Origin of the sequence: Porcincola intestinalis, assembly GCF_009696445.1 — a bacterium.
Taxonomy (GTDB): Bacteria; Bacillota; Clostridia; order Lachnospirales; family Lachnospiraceae; genus Porcincola; species Porcincola intestinalis.
Map to the genome: position 1 here is coordinate 334,530 of NZ_VULZ01000002.1, position 14,998 is coordinate 349,527.

Here is a 14,998-nt window from a genome sequence, read left to right on the forward strand (position 1 = left end):
GATCAGCGCAATAAATCCGATAAAGGTCTTGTTATTTGCCGCTTCTTCCGAGGCAACCTGGGGTGTATATTGTCAATAGATAATCTTCTTTTGAGGATTACCTATTGACAATATACATTTTATGAAGGAGCTTGGCATATCCCCCAAAAATTATATCCTGTCCTACCAGCTGAAGGTTGCAGGCCAGCTCGTCACAAACTCTGATCTTCCCATCAGGGAAATTGCATCGGCCTGTGGCTTCTCAAGCTCTGCATCATTTACGCAGCAATTCTACCGTACGTATGGCCGCAGCCCCCGCAAGTTCCGAAATATTGATGACTCCGCCCAGACAACCTGGTCTCAGACGGAAGACTGCCACCAGCCTGCGCAGGATCCGAACCTTTAACCTGACCTGAAGTTTGCCAGGAACATAAAAAACACTCGCAGATCCTTCCAACGCCCTACGAGCGTTTGGCTCACACATAATCAAAAATTCCCTGGATTGCATCCGTGATATCAATAGTCTCTGACATATGTATGCTGCCTACTTTAGAATATCTTCTAATATTCATATCCAGCAGCGCCATTTTCTCACAATGAACATATCCCGTAACTTCTTCTGTTTCAATCCTGATGTGCAGCGCTCCTGGCTTCCCGTCTCTGCAAACAGGGCAGCCAATAATCTCCCCACTTTGATTGAAGAAATTCTTACTTACAACCACCACCGGCATATTAATTCTTTCAATCTTAAGAAGATCTCCCTGACAGATTCCTTCTTTCATTCCCAAGTCTCTCTCCCTACTGGTTTCCTCCAGTCAAATTCCCCGTCAAGATCAAGCCTTCCATCATACGCAGCAGCACGCTCTTCCAAAGTCTTATGTCTGAACGGCTTAACAAGCATGATCACTCCATTTGAGACTTTGACATCCAGTATATCATCAACAGCTACATCAGCCTCCTTAAGTACTTCTTTTGAAATTCTGATTCCCTGGCTGTTCCCCCACGCTTTTACCTGAGTCTGCATCGCATATACCTCCTCTATGTATATATAATGTATATCCGCCATGGGGATTTTTCAAGCTTCTTACTCCCGTTGATCATCACTGATCCGTTTCACCGATTTCCGGCCAACGGTGATCCCTCTGGAAGGAGGCCTCCTGCCGGAATGGCAATGCGCAGAAAGCAGCCCCGCAAGCGGAGCTGCTTTCTGATATATATTCTTTTTCCTACTACACTGTTTTATACATTCATATAGGCGGTTCACATGAAACGGTTCAGGTCGAATTTAATAGCAGGAAAATCAGTGATACCCGACGACTTTCTCAAGCGCGTTCAGGATATTCTCATACCCTGTGCAGCGGCACAGATGCCCGGATATGAGCTTGCGAAGCTCCTCCCGCGTGTACTTTCTTCCGCTGTTTACAAGTTCCACTCCGGTCAGAATCAAACCAGGCGTGCAGAAGCCGCACTGGACGGCCGCTTCGTCGACGAAGGCCTGCTGAACTTCGTTGAGCTCTCCCGACGGACTCTTGAGTCCTTCGACGGTCAGGATGTGCTTGCCTTCTGCCCACATGGTCAGATAGAGGCAGGAATCCACGGCTGTCCCATCAATCAGGACCGTACAGGCCCCGCACTCACCGACCCCGCAGCCTCTCTTGACGGAGGTCAGGTTCAGCCGGTTTCTCAGGGTGTCGAGAAGGCTTTCTCTCGGGTCAACGGCGAGTTCTTTCTCTTCTCCGTTGACGGTCATATGGACGATCTCAAGCATGATGCTCACCGCCTTTCCCGCAGCCAGTGTCTTTACCGCCATCGGCGGTCCGGGCCACTTCTGCTGTGTCCTGTGTCATGGTCTCTCTCATCTTCTGTTTCCCTTCGAGTTCAACCGGTAGAAAATCTCCCGCTCCGGGGGTTCCTTTTCCGATGCCTCTGAGGATAGCCTGCTCAAGGGCACGTTTTGCCATCTCCCGGATGAGCTGGACACGGAATTCCTTTGAGGCGCGCCAGGAGGAGCGGGGGTGAACCTCTTCCTCGACGTGCGTTGCAATGATGTCATAGATCGCCGGGTCATCTGCTGACATGCCTTTCAGCATCTGCTCGGTCTTTCTGCAACGAATCGGAGTCGGTGCCGCAACACCGTAGCCGATCCGGACGTCTGCCAGGGAGAATCCGGCGCCCGGAAGCGCGGGGCTGCCTGCCGCATCCTTTTGCTCTGTGCTCGCTGCGTCCTCCCGCCGCGTGGTCGAACTGTCCTGTGTTCCGCCTGTCTCTCCTGCCTCTGCCTGCTTTGCATCTACTGCCTCAAGCTTCACCCGGACACAGCATCCGAGCGTTGCGATTTCCATCGAACGTCTCTTACCGTACTTGATATAGCAGCCGGAGTAGCCGATATAGTCTTCCGGCTTTACCAGGATCGCGATCAGAACCTCATCGCGTTTTCGGACAGTCCGACCGGGGCCGGTGTAGAATTCGGTGACCGGCACTTCCCTCGATCCCTCCGGTCCCTGCAGGACGAGGGTGGCGTCGAGTGTCTGCATCGTCGCGCCGGAGTCTGCGGAGGTGGCGCCATTACAGAGGTTTCCTCCGATAGTGCCCATATTCCGGATCTGCGGGCCGCCGACGGTATCGACCGCCTCGCCGAGGTACGGCAGTCTTTCCTGAATGATAGGATCATTCGTAATGTCCGTAAAGCAGGTAGCAGGTCCGATCACGATCGTTCCGTCTGTCAGCCTGTCCACGCCCTTCAGCTCAGGGATCTCATGAATGCTGACCAGGTCGCAGCCGACATCCTTGCCGGCGCGAAGCTTTACGAGCACATCCGTCCCGCCGGCGATGACTTCGGCCTTCTCATCGGCGGCGAGGTGCGCGATGGCATCTTCGACCGACTTTGCCTCGTAGTAATTCTCAATATCGTACATACCGCACCGCCTTTCTCAGATCAGACCATGCTGCTGAAATGCCGCTACCAGCCGCTGCTGAGTCATCGGGAGCTCGTTCATCGCGACACCGGTAGCATTCAGGATGGCATTGCGGATCGCCGGGGCAACGGAGATGACCGGCGGCTCTCCCAGCGCCTTGTTGCCATAGGGACCCATCGGGTCGTCCATTTGCAGGAAGATGACCTTCAGATCCGGGACATCGAGCGCCGTCGGGATCTTGAAGTCCAGCAGGTTGTTGTTCAGCGGCCTGCCTTTTTCGTTGTACAGAAGCTCCTCGCTCAGGGCGTAGCCGATGCCCATCGCCATGCCGCCATGCACCTGGGCCTCGGCCAGCTGCGGATTGAGCAGGGTGCCGGAGTCATGAACATTCACAAGATGATCGATCTTCACGGTTCCCATCTCCATGTCCACCGTAATATCCGCAAATGTGCATCCGGATGCGTACGTGTTTTCCTTACAGTGATTCGTGACCTCGGCTGTGATGTGTTCCGAGCGGTCGAGAGAGTAGAATGCATTCTCTGCGAGATCTTTCATCGAAAGCAGCACCTTGCCGGGCTTTGCGAGGATCTTTCCGGTATCCCTCAGGATCGACTTCCTCCCGGACGGGAGGTCATCGATGTTCCAATGCTTCACATCCGCATCAAGCCAGTCCTGATACCTGTCATTCTCATCCACGGAGCCGTCCGGGACGTATCCATAGCCATTTCCAGCGGAAAGATCGGTCTGGATCGTTGTTCCCTCCTCCGGAATGCGCTCACAGATGTTGTTGTCGTGGATCATCAGTTCCTCGACCGGGCGTCCCAGCATGTAGGCGGCATAGTCCAGGATCCGGTTTCTCAGCTCGAGGCCGCATTTCTTGACGGCTTTGCCGGTGACAAAGGACTGTCTGGAAGCGTAGGCGCCGGTGTCAAACGGAGACAGGTCTGTATCCTGTGTCGAGACGATGTAGACCTTGTCCGGTGTGATGCCGGTGGTCTCCGAGGCCATCTGGGTGAAGACGGTATCGGCTCCCTGCCCGATCTCGGTTGCCGACAGCTCGACCTGGATTGATCCGTCCTGGTTCAGGATCATCCGGGCGCTGGAGGTCTCGAGAGAAATCGGATAGACGCCGACCTTGTACATGAAGATCGACATCCCGACACCATGGCGGATGGGACCGGTCTGGTTTGCGTACGCCTTCCGCTTTTCGTCCCAGTGTATGTACTCCGCGCCGCGCCTCATGCACTCCTTCATGGAGTAAGAATAGTAAGTGATGCCGTTGCCCGGATCCCGGAAGCCCTTCCCGACGCAGTTGTCCATCCGGAACTTCAGTGGGTCAAAGCCCTCCCTGTGACAGATGTCGTCGATCTGGCAGTCCGCCAGGAAGACCGACTGCGGCACGCCATAGGCACGCATTGCGCCGGCGGAGGCGGAGTTTGTGAAGACCGTCGTCATGTCCGCGCGGCAGCCATAGGCGTCGTTGTAGAGATCCTTGTAGACCGTTGCGACGGAGGCTGCAATCGCGTGTCCGTGGGAGGCGTACGCGCCTTTGTTCGCGTAACCGTCGAGGGTGCGCGCAAGGAGGCGGCCGTCTGTTGTGTAGAGTGCCTTCGTCTTCCCGATCACAGCGTGGCGGACTCTCGTCTGGGAGATGCATTCCTCTCGGGTGGTCTCCAGGCAGACGCACCGGCCGCCGCAGACGACCGACAGATAGGCGTTCAGCGGTTCATACAGGATGTCTTGCTTGTTGCCGAAGCCTCCGCCAAGATACGGCTTGATCACGCGGACCTTGCCGACCGGCCAGCCCAGCGCCTGAGCGATGACACGGCGCATGATGTGCGGGATCTGGGTCGAGGCTGTCACCGTGACCTTTCCGTTTACATCCACGTATGCCCAGCTCGTTGCCACCTCAATGTGGCAGTGTGAAACCCGCTGCGTCCGGTACGTCTGCTCATATTCCCGGACGTGCTCAGCCCCGTACTCCCTGACCGCCCTCTCTTTTGCCTGCTCATAGTCGTAGTCCGGCGAGGACTTGAACGATGTGTGGATCAACTCGTTCGTTTTCCGAAGATCCGGGTGAAGCGGGGTTGCCTCCGGTTTAAGGGCATCCTCGACCGTCGTGAACGACGGATACTCCTTATACTCAATTTTCAAAAGCCTTTCGGCGCGCTCGCAGGCAACGTTGTCCACGCCTACGATTGCAGCGATGTCATCCCCGTACAGCCGCACGCGCGTATTCAAAAGCTTCCGGTCTGCGATATCCTGGTGCGCTGCCTCGACGCTCCAGGGATGACCGGCAGTTGGAAACTGGATGTCCGGCACGTCAAAGCAGGTGACAATCTTCACGACACCGGGCACCTTCTCTGCTTCCGATGTATCGATGGAAAGCACCTCGCCATTCGCGATGGTTGAATGGACGACGTGCGCGATCAGCGCGTCCTTCGGACACAGGTCATTCGTGTACTTCGCCTCTCCGGTTACCTTCCCGAAGGCGTCGACACGCTTCATGCTTTTTCCGACAACCTCCATACCGTGTTTACCTCCTAGCCCTCTGTTTGTACAATATCTCTGAGCTCCTCGATCAGTATCTGAACCTGACCGGGCGTGTTGGCATGTGAAAATGATGCCCGCACGATGCCTCTTTTTTCGGTTCCAAAAAAGCGATGAATCAAAGGAGCGCAGTGTCCGCCTGCCCGGACTGCGATCTGTCTGTCACGCCAGAGCCGGTCAGCAACATCTGCAGCCTCGAGCTGACCGATGTTGAACGCGACAGTCGGAAGTACTGGCTCCGAATCACCTTGGCAGCTGGCCGAGGCAGGATTTACAGCTGTCCCTCTTCCATACACGTGGATGCGCTCTTCCCCTGCCTGCCGGTTGATGGCATCAATGCCGGAAAGCAGCTGCTTTCGCAGGCTGAGAGCCTGCGCCCTCCATGTTTCCCGCTTTCCTTCTGCGAAGGCGAGGGCTGCGTGCAGCCCGGCGATCGAGTGTGCGTTCTGCGTGCCGGCTTCCAGATGCTCCGGCATTTCCTGCGGCATGGTCTCCAGAAATGTCCGAATGCCGGAGCCTCCTGCCATCAGAGGGCTGAGCCTTATGCCACGCCGCACAATGATCGCTCCGGTTCCCTGCGGTCCCATCAGCGCCTTGTGTCCGGAAAAGCACAGGATATCGATTCCGGATTGCCTCATACGAATCGGGATGATGCCCATCGTCTGTGCCGCGTCCAGAATCAAGGTTGCACGACTTTCTCTGCATAGTGCCGATACGACAGAAAGGTCGATGACGTTACCTGTCACGTTGCTGCCGTGCGAGAGCGCCACTGCGATCCGGGTATCCGGATTCTGCGTGCGGATGGTTCTGAGGGTCTGTTCCAGATCCTCCATATCGAGGCGTGCGTCCGCCTTAAGCCCGACAAAATGGACGACAACACCCCTCTCTCTCAGCCTGTAGGCCGGCCGCAGCACGGAATTGTGTTCCTGAAGACTCACGATCAGATAATCGCCAGCATGAAGTCCCAGTCCCAGGATGGCAGTGTTCAGGGCTTGCGTTGCGTTTGTCGTGAAAGCCACGCAGTCCGGCCCCTCTGCCCCGGCAAGCGCTGCCAGCTGCATCCTTGTCTCAAACAGACAGCGGTCTGCATCCAGCGAAGCACTGTAGGCACCTCTTGACGGATTGCCGAAGGCATCGATGGCTGCTGCGACCGCTTCCTTCACACACGGCGGCCTGTTGTATGAAGTTGCCGCATTGTCAAAATAAATCATTCGTCAAAGTTCTGCTGCGCTGCAAAGTGGATGAGTTCTGTCAAAACTGCTCCGCCGATTGCCCGCGCCTTGTCGGAAATCCTGAAACAGTTGTCATGCTCTGATGTGCGGGGGTCGATGTCCGCGATCTTAAAACCTTCCGGTACCGGATATCCGTCCCGGATCAGGCCTCTGAGCAAGCCTGTAAAGCCTGCCCTCACCGGCACACCGACTTCCCCCTGTCCGGATGAACTACCCTCCGGCATAATACTGGCGATGACCTGTCCTTCCTCTACGATATCGCCGATTGCTGCGCAGGTTTTCACGATGCCGGCTGCCGGACTGTGGATGACACGGTCCTGTGCATGGCCGGCGATCAGCCCCGGTGTGCCGGTATTGGGGAGCGCTTCTCCCTCCATAATGGCCCTGCCGAGGCTGTGCCCGCGCATCGTCTCGATCACTACATCGCAGTCCCTCCCGGCTGTAAATCCGGGGCCGAGCGCAATCACAAGCGGTGCCATGTCTTTCGTCGTCCCGAGGTTTTTCTTTGCCAGAATGGCGTCAACGACACAGGTAAGAAACAGATGCCGTCCGCCACCCTCCAGGGTCGTCAGACCGGTGTCCCACTCGGCATACTTCTCGCCGGAGTGGATGATATCACGGATGGCGGCGCCGTCCGGGTCCACCAGCATGGCAATTCCATCCTGGAAGAGCAGGTACTCCGCCTCGTCCAGGTTATGTGCAAGCATAACCGAAACATCTTCGACGGTCGCACTTCCTTCGTAGACGGCCTCTGACAGGGCGACCGTCCTGCGGATGGCGCTCGGGTGCGCCGACTCCAGGATCAGAACCGGGAACCCGGCTCTTCTCAGCGTCCGGATTGTGCCGGTCGCAATGTCGCCGCCGCCTCTCACGATTACAAGCTGATCTGTTACCATACCTTCCTCACTGTCTCATATGGTGCAGGCTGTCCTCAGGCCGTCACCAGGATGTGGTCCAACTGGTCTGTCACCTCTCCGATCAGGCTGCAGGGAAGCCCGAGCTTCTTGATCTCTGTCAGCACCTCGTCGGCGATTTCATTTGGCACCGCCGCCAGAAGGCCGCCGGAGGTCTGCGGGTCGAACAACAGTTCCTGCTGCCAGAATGCTGTGTTATGGAACTCCACCAGGTCTCCGAGATGATTGCGGTTGCGCTGTCCGTTCGCCGTGATGAAAAAATCCTCCTCGACGAATTCCCGCACCCACTTAAAATGCGGCACTGTGCTCGTGTGGAGGACAGCGCCCAGCGGACTGCTGCCCGACTGGTTTCTGCTGCCTGCCTGCACTGCATGGTCTGTCTGGTTTGAATTGCCTGCCAGCCCCGCTCCGGCCGTCTGGCCTGTACTGTCCGGCAGCGTCATATCACTGGTCTGATCTGTCTGGCCCGCCTGCCTGCCGCCTGCCACCTGCCCGCCTCCGTCTTCTGCATCCGGGGATCCGGACGCGCGGCGCTTCATGCCGAGCATCTCTGACAGGTGCCCGAGCAGGGAGAATCCTGTCACGTCCGTGCAGGCGTGAACCTCGTAGCGCGACAGAACCTTTGCCGCATACTTGTTCAGGGTTGTCATCGAACGGATCGCCTCATCCATACTGGCCGGATCGGCTGCCTTCACACGGCCTGCCGTGCAGACGATGCCGGTTCCGAGCGGCTTCGTCAGAATCAGGCGGTCGCCCGCGCGGGCACCGACGTTGGTCAGGACGCGCGCCGGGTCAATGAGCCCGGTCACCGACAGACCGTACTTGACATCGTTGTCGTTGATCGAGTGTCCGCCGCACAGAGACGCGCCGGCTTCTGCAACCTTCTCCGCGCCTCCCTGCATGATTCTTCCCAGGATGTTCAGATCCCAGGACTGCGGGAAGCAGACGATGTTCAGCGCCGTCACCGGCCGACCGCCCATCGCCCAGATATCGGACATCGCATTGGCTGCCGCGATCTGGCCAAACAAATACGGGTCATCTACCATCGGCGGGAAGAAATCAAGTGTCTGGACGATCGCCCGGTCCCCGCTCACACGGTAGACCGCCGCATCGTCATTTGTATCAAAGCCGACCAGAAGGTCCGGATCTCTTTTCTGAGCCGGCAGACGGCTTAGTACCCGGTCCAGAATGTCCGGCCCGAGCTTCGCTGTGCAGCCCCCGCCCTTGCAGAATTCAATTTGCTCCATGCTGGTATCCTCCAAGTCACGCCGCCTGCCCTGCACCCATTCGTAGATTTCATGTTCATGGGCAGATAGACACTTCTCTACTCCGCATACTTCAGCACGGCTTCACAACCCTGTACGGGCCGGTCAGTGCCTCGGTGATTTCGTACATGTTGGTCACGCCGCCGACCTTCAGCTTGTCCTCCAGGTTCTGGAACTTCAGGCAGGTGCCGCAGGTCGCGATCTCCGCGCCAGATTTCTCAAGCTCCCGCAGGTCGTCCAACGACTCGGAGCCTTCGCAGGTCAGCCGTGCCCCGCCGTTATAGAAGATGATCTTCTTCGGCACATCCTCCTTCTTCGACAGAGCGAAGAGGAAGCCCTTGAGCAGAATCTTTCCAAGTTCTTTCTCCGGCTCTCCCATGCTGTCTGAGGAAATGACAACGATATAGCCCTGCGGTGCTGCTGCCGGGATGCCACAGGCCTGATAGTCCTGCTCATTGAATGTGGCATCTCCCTTGCCCTGGAGCTCCTTTGCGGCCTCGGTGACGGTCAGGCGAACCCTGTACTCAGTATCTGAAACCTTCTCCATCTCATAGGCATACTGCCTCTGATCTGCGAATTTCTTCAGGTTCTGTGCGGAAATCTCGTTGTCGACAACGGTCTCCACAACCTCGCCGACGCCCAGCGGCTCCAACGCTTTCTTCGTGTCCACAATCGGAATCGGGCACTGTTTCCCTCTTTCATCCAGTGAAATCATGATTCGTTCTCCTTCTTTTTGCTTATTTTCTACGATCCTATTCATGCAGGCTGCCTGACAGCACACGGGCTTGCCTTCCTTGTTCCTGTCAGCCGGTCATCATGCTTGCATGCTTCCTGGCTCTTCACTGCTGGCCTACCGTCACAGCTGATTTACTGCCACAGCTAATTGCCATTACAACTGGCTTGCAGTCACAATTGGTTTGCCCTTCACAGCTGGTTTACGGTTACCGTTGGTTTGCTCCTCACAGCTGGTTTGCCGTCACAGCCGAGCTGGCGTATACCGCCGCCGCAACCGGAAGGGCTGTGTCGTTGGCATGGAATTTCGGATTGTGCCAGGCATGCAGCGACTCTCCCTCCGTCCCGGAGCCGACCCAGTAGAGGTAGGACGGGATTTTGTCCATGATGATTGCGAAGTCCTCGCTCGCGAGGGTCGGCACCGCCGTCACGCAGTTCTCCTCCCCGACGACGGCTGCAGCCGCCCTGTGGGCGATCTTCGTCATCTCCGGCGTATTATACGCAACCGGCAGCACTTCCTTATATTCAATGTCCGCCGTGCACTGATAGGCCTTCGCCGTGTTCGTCACAATCTCCTCCAGGCGACGGATCTGCGTCTCCTTCGTCTTCTGGCTCAGCGCCCGCACGCAGCCGGTCATCCTCACATCCTCAACGATCAGGTTCTCGACGCTCCCGCCATGGATGGAGCCGATTGTCAGAATCGCGTTCTCCATCGGGTCAACATTCCTGCTGACGATGGTCTGAAGTGACTGGATGATCGCCGCCGCACAGACGATCGGATCGATGCACAGATGCGGCATCGCGCCGTGCCCGCCCTTGCCGTGGACAGTGATGACGAAGTTTGACTTTGCGCTCATCAGTCCGCCAGACTGGATCACGACCTGCCCTGCCGGAACCTCCGGACGGTTGTGCATACCGAAGAAGTATTTCGGGGAAATGATCGAGAAGAGTCCTGCGTCGATCATTTCCTGGCAGCCATTCGTCGTTTCCTCCGCTTCCTGAAACAGGAAGTCGACGGTTCCCGGCACCTCTGCGCGGTTTCTTGACAGAATCATCGCGGCTCCAAGGAGCGACGCGGTGTGAAAGTCGTGTCCGCAGGCGTGCATCTTTCCCTCGCATCTGGACTTGTATGGGCTTTCGACCTGCTCGGTCTGCGGAAGGGCATCGATGTCCGCCCGAAGGCCAGTCTCCCCGCCGCTTTTTCCGCCCCGAAGCCGCGCCACCACGCCGGTCTTCACGACCGATGTATCGGGCAGATCAAGGATCTCGATCCCCGGCAGCCCGGAGAGCACCTCCCGGATCCTTTCGGTTGTCCTGAACTCCTCATGCGAGAGCTCCGGGTGCATGTGCAGGTCTCTCTTGATCGCCAGCACCTGTCCGGCTTCCTTCTCTGTCAAGTGCAAATCCATCTTCTGTCACGCTCCTCTTTTTTCCTTCTTCTCAGAAGAACTCCGGCAGCCCCCGCTTCAGGTACTGACCTCTGTTCTCCTTGATCACTCTGCCGTCCTCGGCAACCTTCTCGCCTCTGAGGTAGACCTGGTCGATGGCACCCTTCAGCTTCATGCCCTCGAGCGGCGCATAGTCCGCCTTCGAGATCTGGGTCTTCACGGAAATGGTTCGCTCCGCTGCTGGGTCGAGGATGACGATGTCCGCGTCCGCTCCTTCCTTCAGCACACCCTTCTTCGGATAGAGGCCGTAGAGCCTTGCCGGGTTCTCGGCCAGAAGCTCGCACATTTTTTCCTTCGTGATGCGCCCTTTTGCAACACCCTCTGAGTAGATGACGGCCGGTCTTGTCTCCGCGCCGGGCATGCCGCCCGGAATCTTCCGGAAGTCGTCCTTCCCGAGCTCCTTCTGCGCGATGGTGAAGGAGCAGTGGTCGGTCGAGACGGTCTGAATTTCACCGTCCGCCATGGCCTTCCACAGAGCGTCCTGGTCGGTCTTCTTTCTCAGCGGTGGGGCGCAGACATACTTCGACGCCTCATCAAAATCGTCGTTGTCATAGAGGCTGTCATCCATCACCAGATACTGCGGGCAGGTCTCCACGTAGACCTTCTGCCCGCGCCTTCTGGCCGCCCGGATCTCCTCAAGCCCCTCCAGGCAGGTCAGGTGGACGTCGATGACCGGCTCGTCCGCCACCTCCGCCAGATGGCAGTAGCGTCCGATGGCCTCCGCCTCCGCTGCCGCCGGGCGTGTGAGATAGTGGGAACTGACCTTTCTGCGTCTTTCGTCCGCCGCATACTCCTCGCGGAGCGCGTCGATCAGTCCACTGTTCTCGCAGTGGCAGCCGGTCGTGGTGCCGCACTCCTTCAGCCGCTGCAGCACCTTCAGGATCGTGCAGTCGTCAATCTGGGTATCATAGGTCATGTAAATCTTGAAGGTAGAGGCGCCGCGCTCGATCATGTCCGGGATCTCGGCGGAGATCGAATCATTCCACTCTGTAATGGTCTGATGGAACCCATAGTCGCAGCTGCAGCCAGCCTCAGCCTTCCGGAACCAGTTGTCGAGGCCCTCGTTCAGCGTCTCGCCCGGATAGGCGGTTCCAAAGTCGATGACACTCGTTGTCCCGCCGGCGATCTCCGCCTTTGTACCGGAAGAAAAATCGTCAGCCGTGACCGTTCCGGCTACATGCAGATCAAAATGGGTGTGCGCATCGATGAATCCCGGGAAGACGAGCTTGCCGGCGCAGTCCACGATCTCGCAGCCTGAGGGCGGATCGATGTGAGAAGCGATCCTGCAGATCTTTTCACCGTCTGTCAGTAGGTCTGCCGACCTGCTGCCGGACGGGTATACCAGTGTACCATTCTGAAACAGTATCATGGAAATGCCTCCTTCCATTCATGTCCCGGCTGAAGACGCATCCGTCCTGTCTGTGACAGAGCCTGCGTACTGAAAAATCCGATATGACAAGCCTATGTAATAAGCCTATATAAAAAGAAAGCCGGGGTTCACGTCTCCGCCGCCCTCGGCATTGTCCCTGTCCTGTCTCTCTGCCGCAGGTTGTATCCTGTCCTTCCCCGGTTGTCTGCTACAGGACTCTTCTGTAGAATCCGTCAACCCTGATGCTGTTTGCCTCTGCCAGGGTGCGGAGCCTTTGTTCTGTCTCCGGCGGAGCGCTGAAGGCCAGGCCGCAACCGGCTTTGATGCTTCCGGGAACGGGGATCATCCGCCCCGGCACCCCCTCGGCCCGGCACACATATTCCAGATGAAGCGCATCGGTCGTTGTCGGAAATACAACAATTACTCTTTGTTCAGTTTTCACAGAATCTCCATTTCCTGATACAGAAAATTTGTAAAATCCCTTGACAAGATTTTAGCACCGGATACAATCATTTGCAATAGAAGGTACTATTTCGTCTAAACAAGTCCGAAAGCAGACGGGCATGCAGATTCCGCCGACGCAGGCGTGGATCGTTCAGACGAGAGTTGTTGGCATCAGAGTTGAAGAAGGAGGCGGTCTTATGGAACATATGGACAAGAAAACACTCATCCGTGTAATTGACTCTGCCATGCATCGTGTCCCTGCCGATCTGGTCATCTACAACTGTCAGATTGTAGATGTCTTCACCGGGACCGTCCGGCCGGGCTCCATCGCGATCACCGACGGGCTGATCGTGGGATTTGGCGACGACTACCGCGGACAGGAGGAGATCGATGCCGGCGGAGCGTACGCGGCGCCGGGGCTGATCGACGGACACATTCATATTGAATCCACCTACACCTCCCCTGAGGAGTTCGGGCGCATGGTGGTCCCGCGCGGAACGACGACCGTCATCGCCGACCCGCACGAAATCACGAATGTCTATGGCCTTGAAGGCCTGAACTACATGATCCGGGCAGCGTCAAAGACGGAGCTGTCAGTCCGGTACATGATTCCTAGCTGCGTGCCGGCAACTCCATTTGAGGACGCCGGAGCGGTTGTCAATGCCTTCGACATGCAGTGGCCGATGCAGGACCGCCACGTGCCGGGGCTGGGCGAGTTCATGAACGTCCCCGGAATTCTGGAAAAGAATGACGATGACCTGAACAAGCTGCTGGTCGCGCTGTCGATGCACAAGGTGATCGACGGACACAGCCCGGGGCTGGAGGGCGCAGGGCTGAATGCGTATATCGCCGCAGGGGTGAAGACAGACCATGAGTGTACGACGGTGAAGGAAATGGAGGACCGCCTGGAGCGCGGCATGTATGTCCAGCTGCGCGACGGGTCCGCGTGCCACGATCTGGAGAATCTGATTCCGGGCATCACGCCCTACAACTACAGACGGCTGATTCTCTGCTCCGATGACCGGCAGCCGAAAACCATCCTCGGAGAGGGTCATATCGACAGCCATCTGCGGAAGCTCGTGAAGGCCGGCATCGATCCGGTCATGGCCATCTGCATGGCGACACTCAACGCGGCGGAGTGCTATAAGCTCGAGGACCGCGGCGCACTGGCACCGGGCAGGCGGGCAGACATTGTGCTGTTTGACAATCTGAAGGACTTCGGTGTGAAGACCGTCTTCATTGAGGGCAAGAAGGTCGCCGAGAACGGCCGGTACCTGCTGTCCTATGAGAAGGCACCAATCTACTCCGTCAGAGGATCGATGCACGTGAAGGCATTCACCGAGGACGACCTGCGGCTGCATCTTAAGAGCGACTTTGTGAAGACGATCGAGATCATCCCGGGCGGAATCCGCACGAAGGAGACCGATCTGCATGTGAAGCTGGACGCAGACGGCGACTTCGTCTTCGAACCCGGAAAGGACGTCGCAAAAATCGCTGTGCTCGAGCGGCACCATAATACCGGCCGGATCGGGCTGGGGCTTCTGAAGGGCTACGGCATTCAGCACGGCGCTGTCGCGCTGTCGGTTGCGCACGATTCCCACAACATCATTTGTGTGGGCATTTCCAACGCGGAAATGAGCGCGGCAATCCACGCTTTGATTGATCAGGAGGGCGGCTTTGTCCTCGTGAAGGATGGAAAGGTGATCGCATCGCTGCCGCTTCCGATTGCCGGTCTGATGAGCGACCGCAGCGGCGAGGAGGTCGCACAGGCGCTGGAGGTGCTGCACAACATGGCGTATGATGCGCTCGGGGTCAGCCATACGGTTGAGCCGATCATGACGCTGTGCTTCATGTCCCTGATTGTCATCCCGGACATCAAGATCACAGACCGCGGTCTCTTCGATATGAAGAAGTTCGATTTCGTCGGGGTGGAAGCGGACAAGCCGAAGGAGACAGTCTCCTGAGCTGGTCCGCGGGAATCCTCCCGCAGACAGGTATTTCAGAAAACACCTCCGCTGATCAATGATATGCTACCCCCAAGTAGGACAATGAAATATAAAACCTACTTGGGGGTATTTCTATGTCTAGGAAAAGCAAAATTGATCCGATAGAAAAAGTAAAGATCATTGAACGGCTACTGGCAGAAGAGA

14 protein-coding genes and 1 pseudogene are annotated in these 14,998 nt (G+C 57.2%); 2 read left to right on the plus strand and 13 right to left on the minus strand.

The window, feature by feature from the left end:
• The first annotated feature begins 121 nt into the window (after positions 1-121).
• On the plus strand, positions 122-385 hold the full coding sequence (locus FYJ35_RS15330) for a helix-turn-helix domain-containing protein (RefSeq protein ID WP_154523287.1): 264 nt from the start codon (positions 122-124) through the stop codon (positions 383-385).
• 70 nt (positions 386-455) lie between these two features.
• Here FYJ35_RS15330 and FYJ35_RS03695 read toward each other — a convergent pair whose 3' ends face one another.
• From FYJ35_RS03695 to FYJ35_RS03750, 13 genes and pseudogenes are all read right to left on the minus strand, one after another.
• Entirely contained in the window at positions 456-761 is a 306-nt protein-coding gene (locus tag FYJ35_RS03695) for a type II toxin-antitoxin system PemK/MazF family toxin (RefSeq protein WP_154523290.1), read from the minus strand.
• Positions 758-1,003, minus strand: coding sequence for an AbrB/MazE/SpoVT family DNA-binding domain-containing protein (locus FYJ35_RS03700; RefSeq protein WP_154523293.1), 246 nt, complete (start codon positions 1,001-1,003; stop codon positions 758-760). Before FYJ35_RS03700 ends, FYJ35_RS03695 begins: the two co-directional genes overlap by 4 nt.
• Positions 1,004-1,279: 276 nt before the next feature.
• A complete protein-coding gene (gene xdhC, locus FYJ35_RS03705) occupies positions 1,280-1,747 on the minus strand; it encodes a xanthine dehydrogenase subunit XdhC (RefSeq protein WP_154523387.1) in 468 nt (155 codons plus the stop codon).
• Positions 1,740-2,894, minus strand: a complete 1,155-nt coding sequence (locus FYJ35_RS03710; RefSeq protein WP_154523296.1) for an FAD binding domain-containing protein — start codon at positions 2,892-2,894, stop codon at positions 1,740-1,742. Before FYJ35_RS03710 ends, xdhC begins: the two co-directional genes overlap by 8 nt.
• 15 nt (positions 2,895-2,909) lie before the next feature.
• Positions 2,910-5,423, minus strand: coding sequence for a xanthine dehydrogenase subunit XdhA (gene xdhA, locus FYJ35_RS03715; protein WP_154523299.1), 2,514 nt, complete (start codon positions 5,421-5,423; stop codon positions 2,910-2,912).
• Between the two features lie 14 nt (positions 5,424-5,437).
• Positions 5,438-6,655, minus strand: a complete 1,218-nt coding sequence (locus tag FYJ35_RS03720; protein WP_154523302.1) for an aminotransferase class V-fold PLP-dependent enzyme — start codon at positions 6,653-6,655, stop codon at positions 5,438-5,440.
• Positions 6,652-7,572: a selenium-dependent molybdenum cofactor biosynthesis protein YqeB gene (gene yqeB / locus FYJ35_RS03725; protein ID WP_154523305.1), complete on the minus strand. Its 921-nt coding sequence runs from the start codon at positions 7,570-7,572 to the stop codon at positions 6,652-6,654. The genes FYJ35_RS03720 and yqeB overlap by 4 nt, the downstream gene beginning before the upstream one ends.
• A gap of 35 nt (positions 7,573-7,607) precedes the next feature.
• Positions 7,608-8,138, minus strand: a complete 531-nt coding sequence (locus FYJ35_RS15335; protein ID WP_408634756.1) for an AIR synthase-related protein — start codon at positions 8,136-8,138, stop codon at positions 7,608-7,610.
• A pseudogene (gene selD / locus FYJ35_RS15340) lies at positions 8,136-8,837 on the minus strand (selenide, water dikinase SelD); the annotation flags it as partial. The gene FYJ35_RS15335 and the pseudogene selD, both read right to left, overlap by 3 nt.
• Before the next feature lie 91 nt (positions 8,838-8,928).
• Positions 8,929-9,570 carry a sulfurtransferase-like selenium metabolism protein YedF gene (yedF, locus tag FYJ35_RS03735; RefSeq protein WP_205839695.1) on the minus strand — a complete coding sequence of 214 codons (642 nt, stop codon included), beginning with the start codon at positions 9,568-9,570 and terminating at the stop codon, positions 8,929-8,931.
• Positions 9,571-9,814: 244 nt separating this feature from the next.
• The gene (locus tag FYJ35_RS03740) at positions 9,815-10,996 is read right to left on the minus strand and encodes a M20 metallopeptidase family protein (protein ID WP_154523314.1); all 1,182 of its coding nucleotides are present in this window, start codon (positions 10,994-10,996) and stop codon (positions 9,815-9,817) included.
• 31 nt (positions 10,997-11,027) lie between these two features.
• Complete coding sequence (gene hydA, locus FYJ35_RS03745) at positions 11,028-12,404, minus strand: dihydropyrimidinase (RefSeq protein WP_154523317.1); 1,377 nt, start codon at positions 12,402-12,404, stop codon at positions 11,028-11,030.
• A 208-nt stretch (positions 12,405-12,612) separates the two neighbouring features.
• The gene (locus FYJ35_RS03750) at positions 12,613-12,846 is read right to left on the minus strand and encodes a DUF3343 domain-containing protein (protein ID WP_277066938.1); all 234 of its coding nucleotides are present in this window, start codon (positions 12,844-12,846) and stop codon (positions 12,613-12,615) included.
• A gap of 208 nt (positions 12,847-13,054) precedes the next feature.
• Here FYJ35_RS03750 and ade point away from each other — a divergent pair, with 208 nt between their 5' ends.
• Positions 13,055-14,812 (plus strand): adenine deaminase, encoded by a 1,758-nt coding sequence (gene ade / locus FYJ35_RS03755; RefSeq protein WP_154523393.1) that lies wholly within the window; start codon positions 13,055-13,057, stop codon positions 14,810-14,812.
• The last annotated feature ends 186 nt before the right edge of the window (positions 14,813-14,998 follow it).